This window comes from Kitasatospora sp. NPDC127067 (genome assembly GCF_042724755.1).
Lineage (GTDB): Bacteria > Actinomycetota > Actinomycetes > Streptomycetales > Streptomycetaceae > Kitasatospora > Kitasatospora lactacystinica.
This window is the reverse complement of record NZ_JBHXEM010000008.1, coordinates 22,248-41,972: the sequence shown is the minus strand read 5'-3', so window position 1 is coordinate 41,972 and position 19,725 is coordinate 22,248. Positions and strand designations below refer to the sequence as shown.

Here is a 19,725-nt window from a genome sequence, read left to right as displayed (position 1 = left end):
GGTCAGCGACATGACGTTCCGTCAGGCTTCTCAGATGTCGCGGAAGGTCTCGATCTGGGCGCCGATGGAGTTGAGGCGCTCGGCGAGGTCCTCGTAGCCGCGGTTGATGACGTAGACGTTGCGCAGCACCGAGGTGCCCTTGGCGGCGAGCATGGCGAGCAGGATGACCACGGCGGGACGCAGGGCCGGCGGGCACATCATCTCGGCGGCACGCCACCGGGTCGGCCCCTGGACCAGCACCCGGTGCGGGTCGAGGAGCTTGACGTCGGCGCCGAGGCGGGTCAGCTCGGTCAGGTAGATCGCGCGGTTGTCGTACACCCAGTCGTGGATCATCGTGGTGCCGTGCGCGGCCGCGGCGATGGCGGCGAAGAACGGCACGTTGTCGATGTTGATGCCGGGGAACGGCATCGGGTGGATGGTGTCGATCGGCGCGGTCAGCTTGGACGGGCGCACGGTGAGGTCGACCAGCCGGGTGTGACCGTTGTGGGCCCGGTACTCGGGGGTGCGGTCGTAGTCGAGACCCATGCCCTCCAGCACGGCGAGCTCGATCTCCAGGAACTCGATCGGCACCCGGCGGACGGTCAGCTCGGAGGAGGTGACGACGGCGGCGGCCAGCAGGCTCATCGCCTCCACCGGGTCCTCGGCCGGGGTGTAGTCGACGTCGCAGGTGATCTGCGGGACGCCGTGCACGGTGAGGGTGGTGGTGCCGATGCCCTCGATCCGCACGCCCAGCTTCTCCAGGAAGAAGCAGAGGTCCTGGACCATGTAGTTGGGCGAGGCGTTGCGGATGACGCTGACGCCGTCGTGCCGGGCGGCGGCCAACAGGGCGTTCTCGGTGACCGTGTCCCCGCGCTCGGTCAGCACGATCGGGCGGTCCATCGGGGCGCCCGGCTCGACCGAGGCGTGGTAGGCGCCGCCGGTGGTGGCGACCTCCAGGCCGAAGCGGCGCAGCGCGGTCAGGTGCGGCTGCACGGTGCGGGTGCCGAGGTCGCAGCCGCCCGCGTACGGGATGGCGAAATGCTGGGCGCGGTGCATCAGCGGGCCGAGGAACATCAGCACGCTGCGGGTGCGGCGGGCCGCCTCGACGTCCATCGCCGCGAGGTCCAGCTCGGCGGGCGGGGTGAGTTCGAGGTCGCGGCCCTCGTTGATCCAGCGGCTCTTGACGCCGATGCTGGTGAGCACCTCGAGGATGCGGTAGACCTCCTCGATCCGCGCGACGCTGCGGATCGTGGTGCGGCCGGTGGTCAGCAGCGAGGCGCAGAGGATCGCCACGCAGGCGTTCTTGCTGCTGCGGACGTCGATCGCACCGGAGAGCCGGGTGCCGCCGGCGACGCGCAGGTGCATCGGGCCGGAGTAGCCGAGGGAGACGATCTCGCTGTCGAGGGCTTCGCCGATGCGGGCGATCATCTCAAGGCTGACGTTCTGCTTGCCCTGTTCGATGCGGTTGACCGCGCTCTGGCTGGTTCCGAGGGCCTCTCCGAGCTGCGCCTGGGACCAGCCGCGGTGCTGGCGCGCGGTACGGATGAGGGTGCCGATACGGGTGAGGTAGTCGCCTGTCACTCGCCAGACGATATCTCATGGTTGAGATGGCGACAGACCGGGGGCCCGGCGTGGTACTCCATTTGTCCGTTTCTCGCCCCGTATGGACGTCAGTTCTTCACATCACCAGGTGAGGTTGTCACGCCGTCGTGACACTCGTGACAGTGTCACGGCCCGAGCGGCTCCGCCCGGCCGACGACGGTGCCCGCGCGGTCGATGCAGATGACGTCCACCGCGACCGGCGAGCCCAGCAGCACGCCGAGCGCCGTCGCCCGGGCCGCCTCGGCGACCAGATCCCCGAGCGGCACCCCGGCCGCCCGGCACAACTGCACCGCTTCCAGTGCGGTGTTGGCGCCCGCGACCGCCCCGGCCAGCGCCTCGTCGGCCCCGCCCCGACGGGCCAGTTCGGCCAAGTACCCCTTGTCCACCTGGGAGCGCGCCGAGTGGAGGTCGAGGTGGCCGGCCGCGAGCTTGGACAGCTTGGCGAAGCCGCCCGCGATGGTCAGCCGGGGCACCGGGTGGCGCTTGAGGTACTTGAGCACGGCGCCGGCGAAATCGCCCATGTCCAGCAGCGCGTCCTCGGGCAGCCCGTGCTCCGCCACCGCGACCTTCTCCGAGGTCGACCCGGTGCAGCCGGCCACGTGGGTGCGCCCCGCCGCCCGGGCCACGTCCACCCCGCGGCGGATCGAGTCGATCCAGGCCGAGCAGGAGTAGGGGACGACCACCCCGGTCGTGCCGAGGATGGACAGACCGCCGAGGATGCCGAGCCGGGGGTTCCAGGTGGAACGGGCGATCTCCTCTCCATGGTCGACCGAGATCTCCACCACCACGTCCCCGCTGCCACCGCGGGCGGCGGCCACCTCGGCTACCGCGTCCCGGATCATCTGCCGGGGCACCGGGTTGATGGCGGGCTCGCCGACCGGCAGCGGCAGGCCGGCCTTGGTGACCGTCCCCACCCCGGGACCGGCCCGGAACACCACCCCGGTGCCGGGCGCGCCGGGCCGTACGGTCGAGCGGATCAGCGCGCCGTGGGTGACGTCGGGGTCGTCGCCCGCGTCCTTGACCACCCCGGCCATGGCGGCGATGCGCCGGTCGGGGCCGGGCACACCGGGCATACCGGGCTTGTCGGGCGCACCGGCCGGCTCTCCGGTGACGGGGTTCGCGGCGGCGGCCGACCCCTCGGCGGTAGCCGGCTCTCCGACGGTGGCCGGCTCCTCGGCGGCGGTCAGTTCCTCGGCGGCGAGGGCGAAGGCGGGCTGCTGGCCCTTGGGCAGGGTGATGACCACCGGGTCCGGGAACTCGCCGGTGAGCAGCGCGGTGTACGCCGCCTTGGTGGCCGCGGTGGCGCAGGCCCCCGTCGTCCAGCCGGGCCGCAGGCCGCTGCTCTTCAGCTGGCCGGCCCGGCCTCCTGCTCCGGCTCCCGCCTCGGCTCCCGCTGCGGCCACCCTGCGCCCCGTTTCCGACGGCGCCCGCGCCGTCCTGCTCCGCTCCGGCGGCCACACCGGCCGCCGCCGCCGATTTTCCCCCACCGGGCCGGGTGGGACCCGACCGGGGTGGCGGCACCCGCGTCCCGCGCGGTGCGGAGGAATCCCGATCACGAGCTGCACGGGGCCGCTGCCCCGCGTTCCCGAAGAGTTCTCCGCACGGGCCTCGCCCACCGTGCCTACCAGTGAGTAATCTGGCGGTCCGCCAGAAGCGGGTTCATGACAGACGTGGGCCCGGCCGGGGTCGAAGCGCCCCGCCGGGCCATCAGCATGTGGGGGTTTTTGTGGCAGGGATGAGTCGGCGTACGTTCCTCACCGGTACGTCGGTGGCCGCCGCCTGGTCGGCCTTGTCGCTGGGCGGCGCGCAGTTCGCCTCGGCCGCGGCGCGCGACCGGGCGCTGGCGACGACGGCCGAGCGGGCGGTCAGGATCACCGGGACCACGCTGGAGCAGGTGGCCACCCCGGTCGGCACCGGTGGCTACAAGCGGCTGACGGCCGGACCGGGCTGGCCGCTGATGGTGCGCGGCGACCTGGCGTCGGCGACCACCGGACGGGACGACCGCCGGACCGGCCTCGCCAGCTTCGTCCAGTTCAGCGACCTGCACCTGGTGGACACCGAGTCCCCGGTGCGCTTCGAGTACCTGGCCAAGCTCAACGGCAGCGCCTACCGGCCGCAGGAGGCCCTGAACGCCCGCGGTGTCTCGGCCCTCGTCGAGCGGGTCAACTCGCTCGCCGGCGGCCCCTACACCGGGATGCCGTTCAGCATGGTGATGGCCACCGGCGACAACACCGACAACCACGAGCTCGCCGAACTCGACTGGTACCTCAAGGTCATGGGCGGCGGCCGGCTGGCCCAGAACACCGGTGACCCGAGCCGCTACGAAGGGGTGCAGAACTCCGGCAACGCCGCCTACTGGAACCCCGAACTCTCCTACAGCGACGGCTACAAGGCGAAGGGCTTCCCGCAGATACCCGGCTTCCTGTCCGCCGCCGGCCGCCCCTTCGACGCGCCCGGCCTGCGCACGCCCTGGTACACCACGGTCGGCAACCACGACGACAGCATCGAGGGCTCGCTGCCGGACCTCGGACTGCTGAACGACCTGTACGCCGGGCAGTACAAGCTGGAGGGCTGCGACGACGCCACGGCCGCCCAGCTGATGGACTCGCTGCGCCGTGACCCGGCGGGCGCCGTACTGCTGCTCGCGAAGCTGATCGCCAGCGGTGACCTGGTGCGCAGGATCACCCCGGACGATCGCCGCCGGCCGTTCACGCTCAAGGAGTTCGCCAAGGCCCACCTGAACCCGGCGGTCACCGGCGCGGGCCCGTACGGGCACGGCTTCACCTCGGACATGGCCAACAGCGGCAAGCTCTACTACACCTTCCGCATCTCGGAGAAGGTGGTCGGCATCAGCCTGGACACCACCAACCAGGCCGGGTTCGCCGACGGTTCGCTGGGTACCGCGCAACTGCGCTGGCTGGAGCAGCAGTTGAAGGCGCACAGCGGACACTGGTACGACGCCGACGGGCGCAAGGTGACCGGCGGGAGCACGGACGACCTGGTCCTCGTCTTCAGCCACCACACCAGCGGCACGATGGGCAACCTGCTGCCGGACCCGCGCAACATCTTCGAGGGGCGGCACGACGGCAACGAGCTGGTGGCGCTGCTCCAGCGCTACCCGAACGTGGTCGCGTGGGTGAACGGGCACACCCACATGAACAAGATCACGCCGCACGGCCACGCGGTGCCGGAGCGGGCGTTCTGGGAGATCAACACCGCCTCGCACATCGACTACCCGCAGCACGGGCGGATCATCGAGATCGCGGACAACGGGGACGGCACGCTCTCGCTGTTCACCACGCTGATCGAGTCCTCCGCACCGTACGGGACGGACTTCGGCAGCACCTCGGACGCCAACCTCGCGGCGCTCTACCGCGAGCTGTCGTACAACGACCCGAACGGCCGGCCGACGGCACTGCTGGGCACGGACGGGGACCACAACACGGAGCTGCTGCTCACCAAGCCGACCCGGTAACGGCCGGGGTCCGGCGAACGGCGGCCAACGGGTGACGGCCGACAGTCGACGGATGGCGGATGACAGCTGACGGATGACAGCGAACAGATTATGAAATCTGTTCGCTGTCATCCGTCGCCCGTCACTCCTCCGGGTACCGCCGCGGCGTCCAGACGACCTCCACGCCGCCGCCCCGCTCGACCGCCCGGGTCTGCGAGGAACCGATCAGCAGAACGGTCCGCATGTCGACCAGCGCCGGGTCCAGCTCGCCCAGCCGGACGATCCGCACCCGCTCGGTCGGGCCGCCGACGTCGCGGGCCATCACCACCGGGGTCTCCGGCGCCCGGTACTCCAGCAGCAGGTCCCGGGCGAGCCCGACCTGGGTGGTCCGGGACTTCGAGCCCGGGTTGTACAGCGCGAGCACCAGGTCCGCCCCGGCCGCGGCGCGCAGCCGCTTCGCCACCACGTCCCAGGGCTTGAGCCGGTCCGAGAGCGAGATCGTCGCGTAGTCGTGCCCGAGCGGGGCGCCGACCCGGGAGGCGGCCGCATGGGCGGCGGTCATCCCCGGGAGCACCCGCACCGGGACGTCCCGGTACGCCTCCTCGCAGGCGACCTCCAGCACCGCGGTGGCCATCGCGAACACCCCCGGGTCACCCGAGGAGACCACCGCGACGCGGTGCCCGCGCCGGGCGAGGTCCAGGGCGTACTCGGCGCGCTCCGACTCCACCTTGTTGTCCGAGCCGTGCCGCCGCTGCCCCGGCCGTTCCGGCACCCGGTCCAGGTAGGTGGTGTAGCCGACCAGGTCGGTGGCCTCGGACAGCGCGCCGCGCGCCTCGGCGGTCAGCCAGAGCGGTCCGGCCGGCCCGGTGCCGACCACGGTCACACTGCCGACGCCGTCCGACAGCCGGATCTCCGGCTCCAGCGGCGCGACCTTGCTCGGCAGCACCGCGACCGAGAAGTACGGCACCGTCCCTTCCTCTACCTCGGCGAGCGGCGCGACCCGCTCCCCCGCCATGAAGGCCCGCTCCACGTACTGCGCGTCCGCCAGCCGCCCGGCCCGCTCCAGGGCCCGGCGGACGGTCGGGAAGGTGCGCCCCAGCTTCATGATCACGGCCGAGTCGGCGGCCGCGATCCGCGCCGTCAGCTCCTCCTCGGGCAGCGTGCCGGGGATGACGGTGAGCGTCTCCTCGGCCTCGGTCAGCGGCTGTCCGAGCCGGGCGGCGGCCGCGCTGAGCGAGGTCACGCCCGGCACCACCTCGGTCGGGTAGCGGTGCGCGAGCCGCTTGTGCATGTGCTGGTAGGAGCCGTAGAAGAGCGGGTCGCCCTCGGCGAGGACCACCACGTCGCGCCCGGCGTCCAGGTGGGCGGCCAGCCGGGCGGCGGCCTCCTCGTAGAAGTCGTCCAGCGCGCCGCGGTAGCCGCCCGGGTGGTCGGTGGTCTCGACGGTGAGCGGGTAGACCAGCTTCTCCTCGATCTGACCGCCCGTCAGATACCGCTCGGCGATCGAGCGCGCGATGGACCGCCCGTGCCGGGCGCTGTGGTAGGCCACCACGTCGGCCTTGCCGATGAGTTCGGCGGCCCGGACGGTCACCAGCGACGGGTCGCCCGGGCCGAGCCCGACACCGTACAGCCGGCCCGTGGGGTTCTGATGCTCCGTCACTCTTCTTCGCTCGCAATCGCGTTGACGGCGGCGGCGGCCATCGCGCTGCCGCCGCGCCGGCCGCGCACCACCAGGTGCTCCAGGCCGGACGGGTGCTCGGCCAGGGCCTGCTTGGACTCGGCGGCGCCGATGAAGCCGACCGGAACGCCGATCACCGCGGCCGGTCGCGGCGCGCCCGCCTCGATCATCTCCAGCAGCCGGAACAGCGAGGTCGGCGCGTTGCCGACGGCGACCACCGCGCCCTCCAGCCGGGGCAGCCACAGCTCCATGGCCGCGGCGCTGCGGGTGTTGCCCATCTTCCGGGCGAGTTCGGGCACCGACGGGTCGGTGAGGGTGCAGATCACCTCGTTGTCGGCGGGCAGCCGCTTGCGGGTGACGCCGCTCGCGACCATGTTGACGTCGCAGAGGATGGGCGCACCGGCGTGCAGCGCGGCGCGCGCGGAGGCGACCACACCGGGCGAGTACACCAGGTCCTCGACCAGGTCGACCATCCCGCAGGCGTGGATCATCCGCACCGCGACCTGGGAGACGTCCGCCGGAAGGGCGGCCAGATCGGCCTCCGCGCGGATGGTGGCAAAGGACTGGCGGTAGATGGACGCGCCGTCCTTCTCGTACTCGATCACTTCGTCGTCCTCCTGGCCTCGGCGACCGCCTCGGCCATCTCCTCGTTCGTCACGTCGACGCCCGTCGCGTCCTTGACGTCCACCGCATCGGCAGCCGTCGCACCGGCTCCCGCGGCGTTCACCGTCACCCGGTAGCCGCGCCCTGTGGCGAGCACGTCCACCCAGCGCCCGGCCGGGTGGCCGCAGCGCCGTTCACAGCCCGACCAGTGGACGGGCAGCACACCTGTGGGCCCGGCACCGGCCCCCATCGCGAGACCCGCTCCCGCAGCGGCACCGGCGTCCAACGCGGCACCCGCTCCCGCGGCGGCACCGGAGTCCAACGTCCGGGCCGCGTCCGAGCGGACGTCGGCCAGCGACTTGGCGCAGCCCGGCAGCCCGGTGCAGGCGGTGGCCCGCTCCCAGGCCGAGCCCGGCTCGGTGCGGAAGCCGGCAGCGGCGAGCGCCGGCAGCCGGTCGGCCGGAGCGCCGGGCAGCACCGCCCCGCGCCAGGGGGTCAGTCGCAGTTCGCCGGCCGAGGCGGCGACCAGCGTCCGCCACTGCCCGGCGCCCGCCCGGCCGAAGCGCAGTCCCACCGAGAGCCCGCCGGGCAGCACGCCGACGGCGGGCGCGGCACCGGCGAAGGCGGGCAGCGGCACCGGGCCGGCCGGCAGCAGGTCGGGGACCTCGCGCAGGTGCCAGGCCTTGCGCCCGTTGGTCCGCAGCGCCGCCAGGAAGGAGCGGGCCGCGTCCAGCACGGCCGTCACCTCCTGCCCGGCCTCGACCGGGTGTCCGCGGTCGGCTCGCCCGAGGCGCAGCAGCCGGGTGCCGTCCGGGCCTGCGATCAATGTCACATCGGCGTCGAGCGCGGCGACGTCGCCCCGCCCGTCGTCCAGCGCGAACAGGAACTTGCCGGAGAGCCCGGCCGCCCAGTCGCTCGCGCACAGTCGTGCGTCCAACTCCCGCACCCAGGCCTGTACATCGGCTCTGCCGGGGCCGCCTGCGGCGTCCAGTCCGGCCGTCGGTGAGGCGACGATGTTGCGGACCCGCTCGTGGGTGTCCGAGGGCAGCAGTCCGACGGTGCGCAGCCGGTCGGCGAGCTCGGCCGCGCAGTGCGGGGCCAGGCCGCGCAGCTGGACGTTGCCGCGCGAGGTGGTCTCCAGCTCACCGTCGCCGAGGGCCTCGGCCGCCTCGGCCAGGGCGAGGGCCTGACGGTCCGTCAGCAGCCCGCCGGGCAGGCGGATCCGGGCGAGGGCGCCGTCGTCGGCCGTATGCAGACGAAGCGCTCCGGGGCAGGCGTCCGCACGCCCCCGGTCGGGCACCTCCCGGTCGGGTCCTGCGGCGCCCGGCGCGGTGGCGTCGGGTGTCGGTGGCATGGCGGCGAGCATACAGATGATCCGATCGCTTGCCTCCGTCCGCTGCATCACATCCGGGCCGCACCCCGGTCGCGCCCCGGCCGCACCCCGACCACCTCATCGGCTTCACCACCGGCCCCGCCCCCCGCTTCGGCCCCGCTACACCCCCCGCCTCGGCCCAGCTTCGTCGCGCTTCGGCCCCGCTTCGGCCCCGCTTCACCGCCGCCTCGTTGTCGCCTCGCATACCCGAACGTCCGAAAGCTCACTCTCCCCCAGGTCAGCCGTACCCCGTACGATGCTGACGGGCGGTCCCAGCGGGCCGCCCACACGCCAGCGACGGCGCAGGGGAGGAAACCGGTGCGAACCCGGTGCGGTCCCGCCACTGTGACCGCGGTTCACCGGTAGACCGGTCGGCCGCGGGAGCCAGGAACTCCTGCCGTCCTCCACCGGCCCGGGGCGCGGACCCCGAGGAAGGCAGACATGTTCCAGCGCTGTCGCATGCCCGCGCCCGCGTCCCCGGCCGCCATCACGGCCGTTCCGGCCGCCGCCACGACCACCCCGGTCGACCGCGCGGCCGCTCCGGCCACCTCTGCGGCCGACCCGGCCCAGATCCCGGCCGCCCTGGCCACCGACGAGGCCGGGAGGGCCTTCATATGATCCTGCTGCTGTCGACGTCCGACACCGACCTGCTCAGCGCCCGCGCTTCCGAGGGCCCGGTGCGCTACCGGCTCGGCAACCCGGCCCGACTCACCCCCGAGGACCTGCCCGCGCTGCTGGAGGGCACCGAGCTCGTCGTGGTCCGCCTGCTCGGCGGGCGCCGCGCCTGGCAGGAGGGCCTGGACACGCTGCTGGCCGGCCCCCGCCCGGTCATCGTCCTGACGGGTGAGCAGGCCCCCGACGCCCAGCTGATGGAGCTGTCCACCGTCCCGGCCGGCATCGCCGCCGAGGCGCACGCCTACCTGGCGCACGGCGGCGCGGCCAACCTGGCCGAGCTGGGCGCCTTCCTCTCCGACACCGTGCTGCTGACCGGCCACGGCTTCGCCCCGCCCGCCTCCGCCCCGGCCTGGGGCCCGCTGGAGCGCGAAGCCCGTACGACCGAGGGCCCGACCGTCGCGGTGCTCTACTACCGCGCCCACCACATGAGCGGCAACACCGCCTTCGTGGAGACGCTCTGCCGGGCCGTCGAGGACCAGGGAGCCCGGGCCAAGGCCTACTACTGCGCCTCGCTGCGCGGCGCCGAGCCCGAGCTGCTGGCCGCGCTCGGCGAGGCCGACGCCATCGTCACCACCGTGCTCGCCGCCGGCGGCACCCGCCCGGCCGACGCCCAGGCCGGCGGGGACGAGGAGGCCTGGGACGCGGGCGCGCTGGCCGCCCTCGACCGGCCGATCCTCCAGGCGCTCTGCCTCACCTGGTCGCGCGCCCAGTGGGAGGCCAGCGACGACGGCCTGTCCCCGCTGGACACCGCCACCCAGATCGCCGTGCCGGAGTTCGACGGCCGCCTGATCAGCGTCCCGTTCTCCTTCAAGGAGCTGGACGAGGACGGCCTCACCGTCTACGCCGCCGACCCGGAGCGCGCCGCCCGGGTCGCCGGCACCGCCGTCAAGCACGCCCGGCTGCGGCACGTTCCGGCCGCCGAGCGCCGCCTCGCCCTGGTGCTGTCCGCGTACCCGACCAAGCACGCCCGGGTCGGCAACGCCGTCGGCCTGGACACCCCGGCCAGCGCGGTGCGGCTGCTGGAGCGGCTGCGCGCGGAGGGCATGGACCTCGGGAACGACCTCCCCTCGTTCGACGACGGCGAGGGCGGCCACGAGGGCGACGCGCTGATCCACGCCCTGATCGCGGCCGGCGGCTACGACCAGGACTGGCTCACCGAGGACCAGCTGGCCCGCAACCCGGTGCGCATCCCCGCGGCCGACTACCGCCGCTGGTACGCCACCCTGCCGCAGGGCCTGCGCGAGCAGGTCGAGGAGCACTGGGGCCCGGCCCCCGGCGAGCTGTACGTCGACCGCTCGCAGAACCCGGACGGCGACATCGTGCTGGCCGCGATCCGCTCCGGGAACCTGCTCGTGCTGATCCAGCCGCCGCGCGGCTTCGGCGAGAACCCGGTCGCCATCTACCACGACCCCGACCTGCCGCCGAGCCACCACTACCTGGCCGCCTACCGCTGGATCGAGGCCGCCCAGGAGGACGGCGGCTTCGGCGCCCACGCGGTGATCCACCTCGGCAAGCACGGCAACCTGGAGTGGCTGCCCGGCAAGACCGCCGCGCTGTCCGCCGAGTGCGGCCCGGACGCCGTCCTCGGCGACCTGCCGCTGGTCTACCCCTTCCTGGTCAACGACCCGGGCGAGGGCACCCAGGCCAAGCGCCGCGCCCACGCCACGCTCGTCGACCACCTCGTCCCGCCGATGGCCCGCGCCGACTCCTACGGCGACATCGCGCGCCTGGAGCAGCTGCTGGACGAGCACTCCAACATCGCCGCGATGGACCCGGCCAAGCTGCCGGCGATCCGCGCCCAGATCTGGACCCTGATCCAGGCCGCCAAGCTCGACCACGACCTCGGCCTGGACGAGCGCCCCGAGGACGACGGCTTCGACGACTTCCTGCTGCACGTCGACGGCTGGCTCTGCGAGGTCAAGGACGCCCAGATCCGCGACGGTCTGCACGTCCTCGGCCAGGCTCCGGCCGGCACCGACCGGGTCAACATCGTGCTCGCCATCCTGCGCGCCCGGCAGATCTGGGGCGGCGTCAGCGCCCTGCCCGGTCTGCGCGAGGCGCTCGGCCTGGACGAGGCGGCGCTCACCCTCGGCGCCACCGACGCGGCCGAGGCCGAGGCGCGCGCCCTGGTCGAGGCCATGGAGGCGGAGGACTGGGCGCCCGAGGCGGTCGAGAAGGTCACCGCCGAGCTGCCGGAGACCGTCCAGGAGGCCGTCCGCCAGGTGCTGGACTTCGCCGCCACCCAGGTGGTGCCGCGGCTGTCCGCCACCACCGACGAGCTGGACGCCGTGCTGCACGCGCTCCAGGGCGGCTTCGTCCCGGCCGGCCCGTCCGGCTCGCCGCTGCGCGGCCTGGTCAACGTGCTGCCGACCGGCCGCAACTTCTACTCCGTCGACCCGAAGGCCGTCCCCAGCAAGCTCGCCTGGGAGACCGGCCAGGCCCTCGCCACCTCGCTGGTCGAGCGGTACACCGCCGACAACGACGGCGCCTACCCGCCCTCGGTCGGGCTCTCGCTCTGGGGCACCAGCGCGATGCGCACGGCCGGCGACGACATCGCCGAGGCCTTCGCCCTGCTCGGCGTGCGCCCGGTCTGGGACGACGCCTCGCGCCGGGTCACCGGCCTGGAGCCGATCCCGCTGGAGGAGCTGGGCCGCCCGCGCATCGACGTCACGCTGCGCATCTCCGGCTTCTTCCGGGACGCCTTCCCGCACGTCGTCGCCCTGCTGGACGACGCGGTGCGCCTGGCCGCCGCCCAGGAGGAGTCCCCCGAGTCGAACTACGTTCGTGCCCACGTCCAGGCCGACCTCGCCGTCCACGGCGACGAGCGCAAGGCCACCGTCCGGGTCTTCGGCTCCCGCCCGGGCACGTACGGGGCGGGCCTGCTGCAGCTGATCGACAGCCGGGACTGGCGCACCGACGCCGACCTGGCCGAGGTGTACACGGTCTGGGGCGGCTACGCGTACGGCCGCGGGCTGGACGGGCGCCCGGCGCGCGAGGAGATGGAGACCGCGTACAAGCGGATCACCGTCGCCGCGAAGAACACCGACACCCGCGAGCACGACATCGCCGACTCGGACGACTACTTCCAGTACCACGGCGGCATGGTGGCCACCGTGCGCGCCCTCACCGGCAAGGCACCGACCGCCTACATCGGCGACTCGACCCGCCCGGAGACGGTCCGCACCCGCACCCTGACCGAGGAGGCCGCCCGCGTCTTCCGCGCCCGGGTCGTCAACCCGCGCTGGATCGAGGCGATGCGCCGCCACGGCTACAAGGGCGCCTTCGAGATGGCCGCGACGGTGGACTACCTGTTCGGCTACGACGCCACCACGGGCGTGGTCGCGGACTGGATGTACGAGAAGCTGACCCAGGAGTACGTCCTCGACCCGGTCAACCGGGAGTTCCTCGCGGGCGCCAACCCGTGGGCGCTGCACGGGATCAGCGAGCGGCTGCTGGAGGCGGCGAGCCGCGGGCTGTGGGAGCAGCCGGACCCGCAGCTGATCGAGCAGCTGCAGGCCGCGTTCCTGGAGACCGAGGGTGACCTGGAGGGCGGCGAGGACTGACGCCCCGCTGAGCGGAGGCCGCCGGGGTCAGGACCGGCGGCCTTCGCGTTCCCACCACTGCGCTTCGAGGCGGGCCCGCCAGCGGTCGGCCTCCTCGGTCCGGCCGGCGGCGATCAGGACGTCCAGGTAGGTGGCCTGGAAGGCGAGACCGACGTGGCCGTCGTCGACCCGTCGTTCCACCAGCTTCAGCGCGTCGTCGTACCTCTCGGCGGTCAGCAGAATCCGGGCCAGGATCTGCGCGATGTACGCCCGGTCCGTCAACGGGCGCAGCTCCTGCTCCGCCTCGTCGAACTTCCCTTGGAGTGCCAGGGCCTGGGCGAGCCACTCCTTGACCTCGATGTCATCGCTGCCCGACGACCGGGCGACCCGCTCGGCCTCGGCGAACCGGCCGGCCTTGACCAACGCCCTGGCACAGCCGGCCACGCAGAGGTTGTCGGTCGGGAAGAGCTCAGCACCCCGCCGGTAGTACGGCAGAGCCTCCTCGGGCCGGTTCAGGTAGTCGAGATAGCCCGCCACGGACCAGGCGTACAGCCCGTTGCCGGGGTCGAGCCGAAGGGCGTTCAGCATGTGTCCGAGCGACGCCTCGACGTCCCCGAGGTGGTCCTCCAGGTAATCGGCGACCGCTTCGGCCGCGTCCGCGGACTCCATGTCCACGCCCCGGAGCATCTTCAGAACAGCTGTGATCCCGCTGTCATTCGACTTGGCCAGAGCGCGCAGGTACAACACCGTCAACGGGCTCCGAGGGCTCCCTTCGAATTCCTTCTTCAGGAATTTCGCAGCTTCTTCAGGATTTCCGGAGTCGAGCATCCTCTCGGCGATGCGGTACGCGATGCGCTGCCTCCCCAGACCCGTTTCCGTCCCTTCCGACAGCCGGTAGCGCCGACTGTCCGTGGGCGTCGCCCGGTCGGCGGGTTCCTCCGGGCGGTCCTCCTGAAGCCGTGCGGACTTCCAGGCGGCACGGAACTCCTCCGGATCTCCCCCGAGCGCCTCCACGATCAGCTCCAGCGCGCCCCACCTGGGCAGGCGCTTGCCGGTCAGCGCCTGGTGGACGGTGCTGTGGCTCACCGCGCCGGCGGTCCCGGCGGCGATCCGGCGGGTGCTGGGCTCGCCGGCGTTGAGGTGCAGCTCACGAAGTCGCATGGTCAGGTCGGCGAGCGCTCCACCATTTTGCACGTATTGCCCCCTTTTTCCGTAATCCCTCGTAAAACGTTACACCACTCCCGTCCCGCCGGGTCCCGCCACGTATCACTCGGTAACGCTTTGCCCGGCCCCGTATTCGACACGTCCCGGTACACCAGATTTGAAGCATGACGACGAACACCGAAACCAGCACGGCCGGGAACGGGAAACTCCACGAGCGCATCAAAGTCGCGGTCAACATCCTTTCCGCGGCCAATCTCCTCACCCAGGTGATTTCGGGGGTGATCCAGTTGTTCCGATGATTCGCCGACCCGCCGGTCCGCGTCGGCCTCGTGTGCGGCCATCTGGCACCGAGGACGGTCCGAGCGGACAATACGGGGCATGTCGCGCCGCACCGCTCCCACCAGCCCTGCTCCGACCACGACGACCACGCCCCCCACCGAGGGGCGGGAGCCGCACGCGCCGCACCGGTACCGGGGGCGGATCGGTGCGCTGGCGGCCGGAGCGGTTCCGGTGCTCGCCTTCCCCGAACCCGGGCAGGCGTGGCTGGCGTGGATCGCGCTGGTGCCCGGGCTGCTGCTGATGCAGCGGGCGCCGTCGGGCCGGGAGGCGGCGGTGCGCGGCTGGTGGTTCGGGGCGGGGTTCATCCTCGCCGCGATGTCCTGGCTGGTCCCGTCCATCGGGCCGGGGCTGCCGGTGCTCGCGGTGCTGCTCGGGGCGCTCCAGAGCGGCGTCGGGTACACCGTGCACCGGCTGCTGCACCCCCGGCTCTCCGCCCGGCGGGCGCTCCTGGCGCTCCTGGTCGTCCCCGCGGTCTGGGTGACCGCCGAGTACGCGCGGTCCTGGCCCGCACTCGGCGGCCCGTGGGCGCTGCTCGGCGCCACCCAGTGGCGACACCCGGCGATCCTCGCCCTGGCCTCGGCCGGCGGGATCTGGCTGGTCAGTGCGGCGGTGGCGGCGGTGAACACCGGGGTGCTGATCGCGCTGACCGCGGTGCACCGGCGGCCGCGGGCCGTCGCCGCCGGCTCCGTCGTGCTGGTGCTGGCCGCCGGCCCGCTGCTGTTCGCACTGCGCGAGGCGCCCGCCAGGGACGGGGCCGCGACCGTGGCACTGGTCCAGCCCGGCATCGTGGAGGACCCCAAGGCCCGGTTCGAGGCGAGCGCGCGGATCACGGCCGGACTCGTCGGGCAGCCGGTGGACCTGGTCGTGTGGGGTGAGAGCAGCACCACCGCCGACCTGGACCGCGACCCGGCCGCGCTGGACACGCTGCGCGGGCTCGCCGCGACCACCGGCGCCGAGATCGTCGCCGGGGAGGACGCGCGCAAGGCGGACGGGCGGATCTCCAAGGACGCGGTACTGGTCTCCCCCGCCGGCGTGGTGGACCGCTACCGCAAGATCCGGCTGGTGCCGTTCGGCGAGTACATCCCGCTGCGGCCGGCGCTCGGCTGGATCGCCGGGGTCAGCCGGGCGGCGGGCGAGAACCGGGCGCCCGGCACGTCCTTCCACGTCCTGCCCGCCACCGACCGGGCGGGCGCTCCGCTGCCCGTCGGGGCGCTGATCTGCTTCGAGTCGGCCTTCCCCGACATGGCCCGCACCGCCGCCCGGGACGGCGCCCGGGTGCTGGTCTACCAGTCCTCGACCTCGACCTTCCAGCACACCTGGGCGCCCGAGCAGCACGTCTCGCTGGCGGCGATCCGGGCCGCCGAGACCGGCCGGCCGGCCGTGCAGGGTTCGCTGACCGGGGTCTCGGCCGCCTTCGACGCCCAGGGCCGGGAGCTCGCCCGGCTCGGTACCGGCGGCACCGGCGCGCTGGGCGTCCGGCTGCCGCTCACCGCGCCCGGAACCCTGACCTGGTACGACCGGATCGGCGACGTGGTGCCGCTCGGGGCGCTGCTGGTCACGGCGGGGGCGGCGCTGGTGGCGGTGGCCGGGTGGCGGCGCTCGCGCGTCGCCCGGCGGGCCGGTCAGCCCTCGGCGCCGGCGGTGTAGACCCCGAACGCGGCGCCCTGGGGGTCGCGCAGCACGGCGATCCGCCGTCCCCCCGGCAGTCCGGTGGCGGGCATCAGGACGTCCCCGCCGAGCGCCGTCGCCCGACCGACGGTGTTGTCGACGTCGGCGACCGCGAAGTACGGCAGCCAGTGCGGTGGCACCTGGGGCGGGAAGCGGTCGTCCATCGTCAGCATGCCGCCGAAGTCCCTTCCGTCCAGGCCCCATTGGGGGTAGTGCTCGGACGGGGCGACGGACCAGCCGAAGACCTCCGGGTAGAAGGCGAGCGCGCCGGCCGGGTCACGGGTGAGCAGTTCCACCCAGCCGAGCGAGCCGGGCTCGTTGAACACCCCGGCGCCCCGGAAGGCGCGGGCCTGCCAGACGATGAGCACCGCGCCGGAGGGGTCGGCGGCCACCGAGAAGCGGCCGAAGTCGGAGACGTCGGCGGGGTCCTTCAGGACCCGGCCGCCGGACTCCTTGACCCTCGCGGCGGTGGCGTCGGCATCGGCGACCGCGATGCAGACCGTCCAGGCGATCGGCTGCTGCGGGGCGTAGCGCGGGGTGATGGCGGCGGCCGGGGCGCCCCCGACCAGCATCTGGGTGTAGTCGCCGTGCCCGGGGCGGGCCGTGTCGTCCACCTGCCAGCCGAAGAGTTCGGTGTAGAAGGCCAGGGCGGCGGGCGGGTCGGAGGTGCCCAGCTCCGTCCAGCAGGGGGCGTTGGTGGTCACGGAGGTCTGCTTCATGGCGTCTGTCCTCGCAGCTTGCTCGGGAACTCCCGGGTTTTTCGGCGCCTCGGCCCCCGCACCTCCCGCCCCAGCATGCGGGGCGGGGGCGGAGCTTGGCGGGCGGTGGTGGGCCGAACGGGGTGGACGAACAGATGACAGCTGACAGATTTCGAAATCTGTCAGCTGTCATCTGTTATTCGTCATCGGTTATCTGTCGACTGTTGTCCGTCAGCCGTTGTCCGACGGCGGGCGTCCGACGGCAGGTGCCCGCCGGCTGCCGCCCGTCATCCGTCAGCTGCGCACGGCCCGTGCCACCGGGATCCACAGCTCCGCCTCGGCGTCGCCCGTCCCCGGCACGGGGCGGACCCGAAGGATCTCCGGACCCGGCCGGGCCTCGTACGGGTTGGACGGGAACCACTGGCTCGCCACGTCCCCCCACATCTCCTGCAGGGCCTGCGGGAACGGCCCGGTGTTGGTGAACACCGCCCAGGTGCCGGCCGGGACGTCGAGCACGTCCAGATCCGCCGGGACGGCGACACCGTCGCGCGCCACCACCGCGTGCCAGTAGTCGAGTTCGGACCCCTCCTCGCGGTTCGGCGCGAAGTCGTCGCTCACCGAAAGGATCCCGGCCGGGTCGTCCCCGGACAGGGCCGCGATCCGAGCGACCGTGTCCTTGTCGAGCCCCTTGATGAACTCGGCGATCCCCGGGTTGATCCCCAGGTAGATCAGGGTGACCCGGGCCTTCTTGCCGACGATCCGGAAGTCCGGCTTCTCCACAATCCGGTATTCCATGCTGCTGCTCCCCTCCACGACGAGTCGGAAGGACATCCGGGGCTGGGAGACGAGCACCGCACCGTCGCGCCGGACCTCGCCCGGCCCGACTCCGTGCATGGCCCGGAACGCCCGGGCGAACGCCTCCCCCGAGGAGTACCCGTACCGGACCGCGATGTCGAGCAACGTCCGCTCGCCGTCGAGGACTTCGGCCCCGGCGACGGTGAGCCGCCGACGCCGGACGTACTCCGACAGCGGCATCCCGGCGAGCATCGAGAACAGCCGCCGGAAGTGGTACTCCGACGTCATCGCGATCCGCGCCAGCTCGGCCACGTCGACCTCGCGGTCCAGGTCTCGTTCGATCCGGTCCATCGCCCGGTTCAGGTGCTCCAGCACGCCAACCCCGCCCTTCCCTTGTGACACTCACCATAGGAAGGACCCACCCTGCCGCACCCGACAATCGGTGCCCGCTCCGGTCGGGTACCGATCGCCGGGTACCGATCGTCGGGCAACGGCCGTCGGGTGACGGCCGTCGGCGGCGAGGATTCGGCGGTGCTGCCTCAGCGGCACCGAGGCAGCTGCCTTGCGCCAGCGGGCCTCGCGTCAGCGGCTCAGATCAGGCCCTGGGCCAGCATCGCGTCGGCGACCAGCTCGAAGCCGGCGATGTTCGCGCCGACCACGTAGTTGCCCGGGTGACCGTAGCGCTCGGCGGTGGTGAAGCAGGAGTCATGGACGTGCTTCATGATCCCGGCCAGCCGCTCCTCGGTGTGCTCGAAGGTCCAGGAGTCGCGCGAGGCGTTCTGCTGCATCTCCAGGGCGCTGGTCGCGACGCCGCCGGCGTTCGCCGCCTTGCCCGGACCGAAGGCCACCCCGGCCTCCTGGAACACCCGCACCGCCTCCGGAGTGGTGGGCATGTTCGCGCCCTCGGCGACGGCCAGCACCCCGTTGCGCACCAGGGCCAGCGCGTCGGCCTCCGCCAGCTCGTTCTGGGTGGCGCAGGGCAGCGCGACGTCGCAGGGGACGCTCCACACGCCCGGGCCCTCGACGAACCGGACGTGGCCACCGCGCAGTCGGGCGTAGTCGGAGACCCGCCCGCGCCGGACCTCCTTGACCTCCTTGAGCAGGTCGAGGTCGATGCCCTTCTCGTCCACCACGTAACCGGAGGAGTCGGAGCAGGTGAGCACGGTCGCGCCGAGCTGCTGGGCCTTCTCGATCGCGTAGACCGCGACGTTGCCGGCCCCGGAGACAACCACCCGGCGCCCGTCCAGGCTCTCGCCGCGGCTGTGCAGCATCTCGGAGGTGAACATGACGCAGCCGTAGCCGGTGGCCTCGGTACGGACCTGCGCGCCGCCCCAGCCGAGGCCCTTTCCGGTGAGCACGCCGCTCTCGTACCGGTTGGTGATCCGCTTGTACTGGCCGAAGAGGTAGCCGATCTCCCGACCGCCGACGCCGATGTCCCCGGCCGGCACGTCGGTGTACTCGCCGAGGTGGCGGTAGAGCTCGGTCATGAAGGACTGACAGAACCGCATGATCTCGGCATCCGACCGGCCCTTGGGGTCGAAGTCGGAGCCGCCCTTGCCCCCGCCGATGGGCAGACCGGTGAGCGCGTTCTTGAAGATCTGCTCGAAGCCCAGGAACTTGACGATCCCGAGGTTCACCGAGGGGTGGAAGCGCAGCCCGCCCTTGTACGGCCCGAGGGCGCTGCTGAACTCCACCCGGAAGCCGCGGTTGACGTGGATGTCACCGGAGTCGTCCGTCCACGGCACCCGGAACATCAGCTGCCGCTCGGGCTCGCAGATCCGCTCGATGATCCGGGCGTCGAGGAGCTCGGGGCGGTGGGCGAGCACCGGCGCGAGGGTCTCCAGCACCTCGTGGACGGCCTGGTGGAACTCGTCCTCGCCCCGGTTGCGGCGGACCACGTCCGCGTAGAGCGCCTCTATCGCGCGCCGCTCGGCGTCGAGGGAGGAGTCAAGAGAGGAGTCGAGGGAGGAGTGGGGGGTGGCGGGGGTCAGCGGCATCTGGTCAGGACCCTTCCGTGGTCGTCGATGGGCGTGCGCGGTGTCCCGGCGGGCCTGAGGGACGTGCCCAGGAAACGCGGCAAGTCTCGCAGTGTCCACACCGCGGGTCTCGCACCATCCACATGCTGGAAGGCCTGGTGGGAACAGTCGGGACCGGTG

At 73.0% G+C, this 19,725-nt stretch carries 14 protein-coding genes and 1 riboswitch; of the genes, 5 read left to right on the top strand and 9 right to left on the bottom strand.

The annotated features are described in order from the left end of the window. Positions 1 to 30: 30 nt before the first annotated feature. Together ACFWJ4_RS05465 and ACFWJ4_RS05460 are read right to left on the bottom strand one after the other, a co-directional pair. A complete protein-coding gene (locus ACFWJ4_RS05465) occupies positions 31 to 1,560 on the bottom strand; it encodes a UDP-N-acetylglucosamine 1-carboxyvinyltransferase (protein ID WP_380348769.1) in 1,530 nt (509 codons plus the stop codon). A 146-nt stretch (positions 1,561 to 1,706) separates the two neighbouring features. Then, positions 1,707 to 2,984, bottom strand: coding sequence for a cobalt-precorrin-5B (C(1))-methyltransferase (locus tag ACFWJ4_RS05460; RefSeq protein ID WP_380539485.1), 1,278 nt, complete (start codon positions 2,982 to 2,984; stop codon positions 1,707 to 1,709). A 332-nt stretch (positions 2,985 to 3,316) separates the two neighbouring features. On the opposite strand from ACFWJ4_RS05460, the gene ACFWJ4_RS05455 reads away from it, so the two are divergent. Further along, entirely contained in the window at positions 3,317 to 5,056 is a 1,740-nt protein-coding gene (locus ACFWJ4_RS05455) for a TIGR03767 family metallophosphoesterase (RefSeq protein ID WP_380539482.1), read from the top strand. Positions 5,057 to 5,177: 121 nt separating this feature from the next. On the opposite strand, the gene ACFWJ4_RS05450 is transcribed toward ACFWJ4_RS05455, so the two are convergent. The 3 genes from ACFWJ4_RS05450 to ACFWJ4_RS05440 are packed head-to-tail and all read right to left on the bottom strand — an operon-like array spanning position 5,178 to position 8,682. Continuing rightward, positions 5,178 to 6,695, bottom strand: coding sequence for a precorrin-2 C(20)-methyltransferase (locus ACFWJ4_RS05450; RefSeq protein WP_380539479.1), 1,518 nt, complete (start codon positions 6,693 to 6,695; stop codon positions 5,178 to 5,180). Then, entirely contained in the window at positions 6,692 to 7,318 is a 627-nt protein-coding gene (locus ACFWJ4_RS05445; RefSeq protein WP_359901678.1) for a precorrin-8X methylmutase, read from the bottom strand. Before ACFWJ4_RS05445 ends, ACFWJ4_RS05450 begins: the two co-directional genes overlap by 4 nt. Next, positions 7,315 to 8,682: a hypothetical protein gene (locus tag ACFWJ4_RS05440; RefSeq protein WP_380539477.1), complete on the bottom strand. Its 1,368-nt coding sequence runs from the start codon at positions 8,680 to 8,682 to the stop codon at positions 7,315 to 7,317. Before ACFWJ4_RS05440 ends, ACFWJ4_RS05445 begins: the two co-directional genes overlap by 4 nt. A 314-nt stretch (positions 8,683 to 8,996) precedes the next feature. Then, a riboswitch (cobalamin riboswitch) is annotated at positions 8,997 to 9,082 on the top strand. Positions 9,083 to 9,129: 47 nt separating this feature from the next. Between ACFWJ4_RS05440 and ACFWJ4_RS05435 the strand changes: the two genes are divergently transcribed. Continuing rightward, the gene (locus ACFWJ4_RS05435) at positions 9,130 to 9,306 is read left to right on the top strand and encodes a hypothetical protein (protein WP_380539474.1); all 177 of its coding nucleotides are present in this window, start codon (positions 9,130 to 9,132) and stop codon (positions 9,304 to 9,306) included. Continuing rightward, a complete protein-coding gene (gene cobN / locus ACFWJ4_RS05430) occupies positions 9,303 to 12,926 on the top strand; it encodes a cobaltochelatase subunit CobN (protein WP_380539471.1) in 3,624 nt (1,207 codons plus the stop codon). Before ACFWJ4_RS05435 ends, cobN begins: the two co-directional genes overlap by 4 nt. Positions 12,927 to 12,953: 27 nt before the next feature. Here the strand turns inward: cobN and ACFWJ4_RS05425 are convergent, their stop codons facing one another. Next, positions 12,954 to 14,099, bottom strand: a complete 1,146-nt coding sequence (locus tag ACFWJ4_RS05425; protein ID WP_380539468.1) for a tetratricopeptide repeat protein — start codon at positions 14,097 to 14,099, stop codon at positions 12,954 to 12,956. 134 nt (positions 14,100 to 14,233) lie between these two features. Between ACFWJ4_RS05425 and ACFWJ4_RS05420 the strand changes: the two genes are divergently transcribed. Then, positions 14,234 to 14,368 (top strand): hypothetical protein, encoded by a 135-nt coding sequence (locus tag ACFWJ4_RS05420; protein ID WP_380539465.1) that lies wholly within the window; start codon positions 14,234 to 14,236, stop codon positions 14,366 to 14,368. 79 nt (positions 14,369 to 14,447) lie between these two features. Further along, complete coding sequence (gene lnt / locus ACFWJ4_RS05415) at positions 14,448 to 16,055, top strand: apolipoprotein N-acyltransferase (protein WP_380539462.1); 1,608 nt, start codon at positions 14,448 to 14,450, stop codon at positions 16,053 to 16,055. On the opposite strand, the gene ACFWJ4_RS05410 is transcribed toward lnt, so the two are convergent. From ACFWJ4_RS05410 to gdhA, 3 genes are all read right to left on the bottom strand, one after another. After that, entirely contained in the window at positions 16,031 to 16,795 is a 765-nt protein-coding gene (locus ACFWJ4_RS05410; RefSeq protein WP_380539459.1) for a VOC family protein, read from the bottom strand. The genes lnt and ACFWJ4_RS05410 overlap by 25 nt on opposite strands. Before the next feature lie 273 nt (positions 16,796 to 17,068). Further along, positions 17,069 to 17,944 carry a GyrI-like domain-containing protein gene (locus tag ACFWJ4_RS05405; RefSeq protein WP_380539456.1) on the bottom strand — a complete coding sequence of 292 codons (876 nt, stop codon included), beginning with the start codon at positions 17,942 to 17,944 and terminating at the stop codon, positions 17,069 to 17,071. A 215-nt stretch (positions 17,945 to 18,159) separates the two neighbouring features. Beyond that, positions 18,160 to 19,566 carry an NADP-specific glutamate dehydrogenase gene (gene gdhA / locus ACFWJ4_RS05400; RefSeq protein ID WP_380539453.1) on the bottom strand — a complete coding sequence of 469 codons (1,407 nt, stop codon included), beginning with the start codon at positions 19,564 to 19,566 and terminating at the stop codon, positions 18,160 to 18,162. Positions 19,567 to 19,725 lie beyond the last annotated feature (159 nt).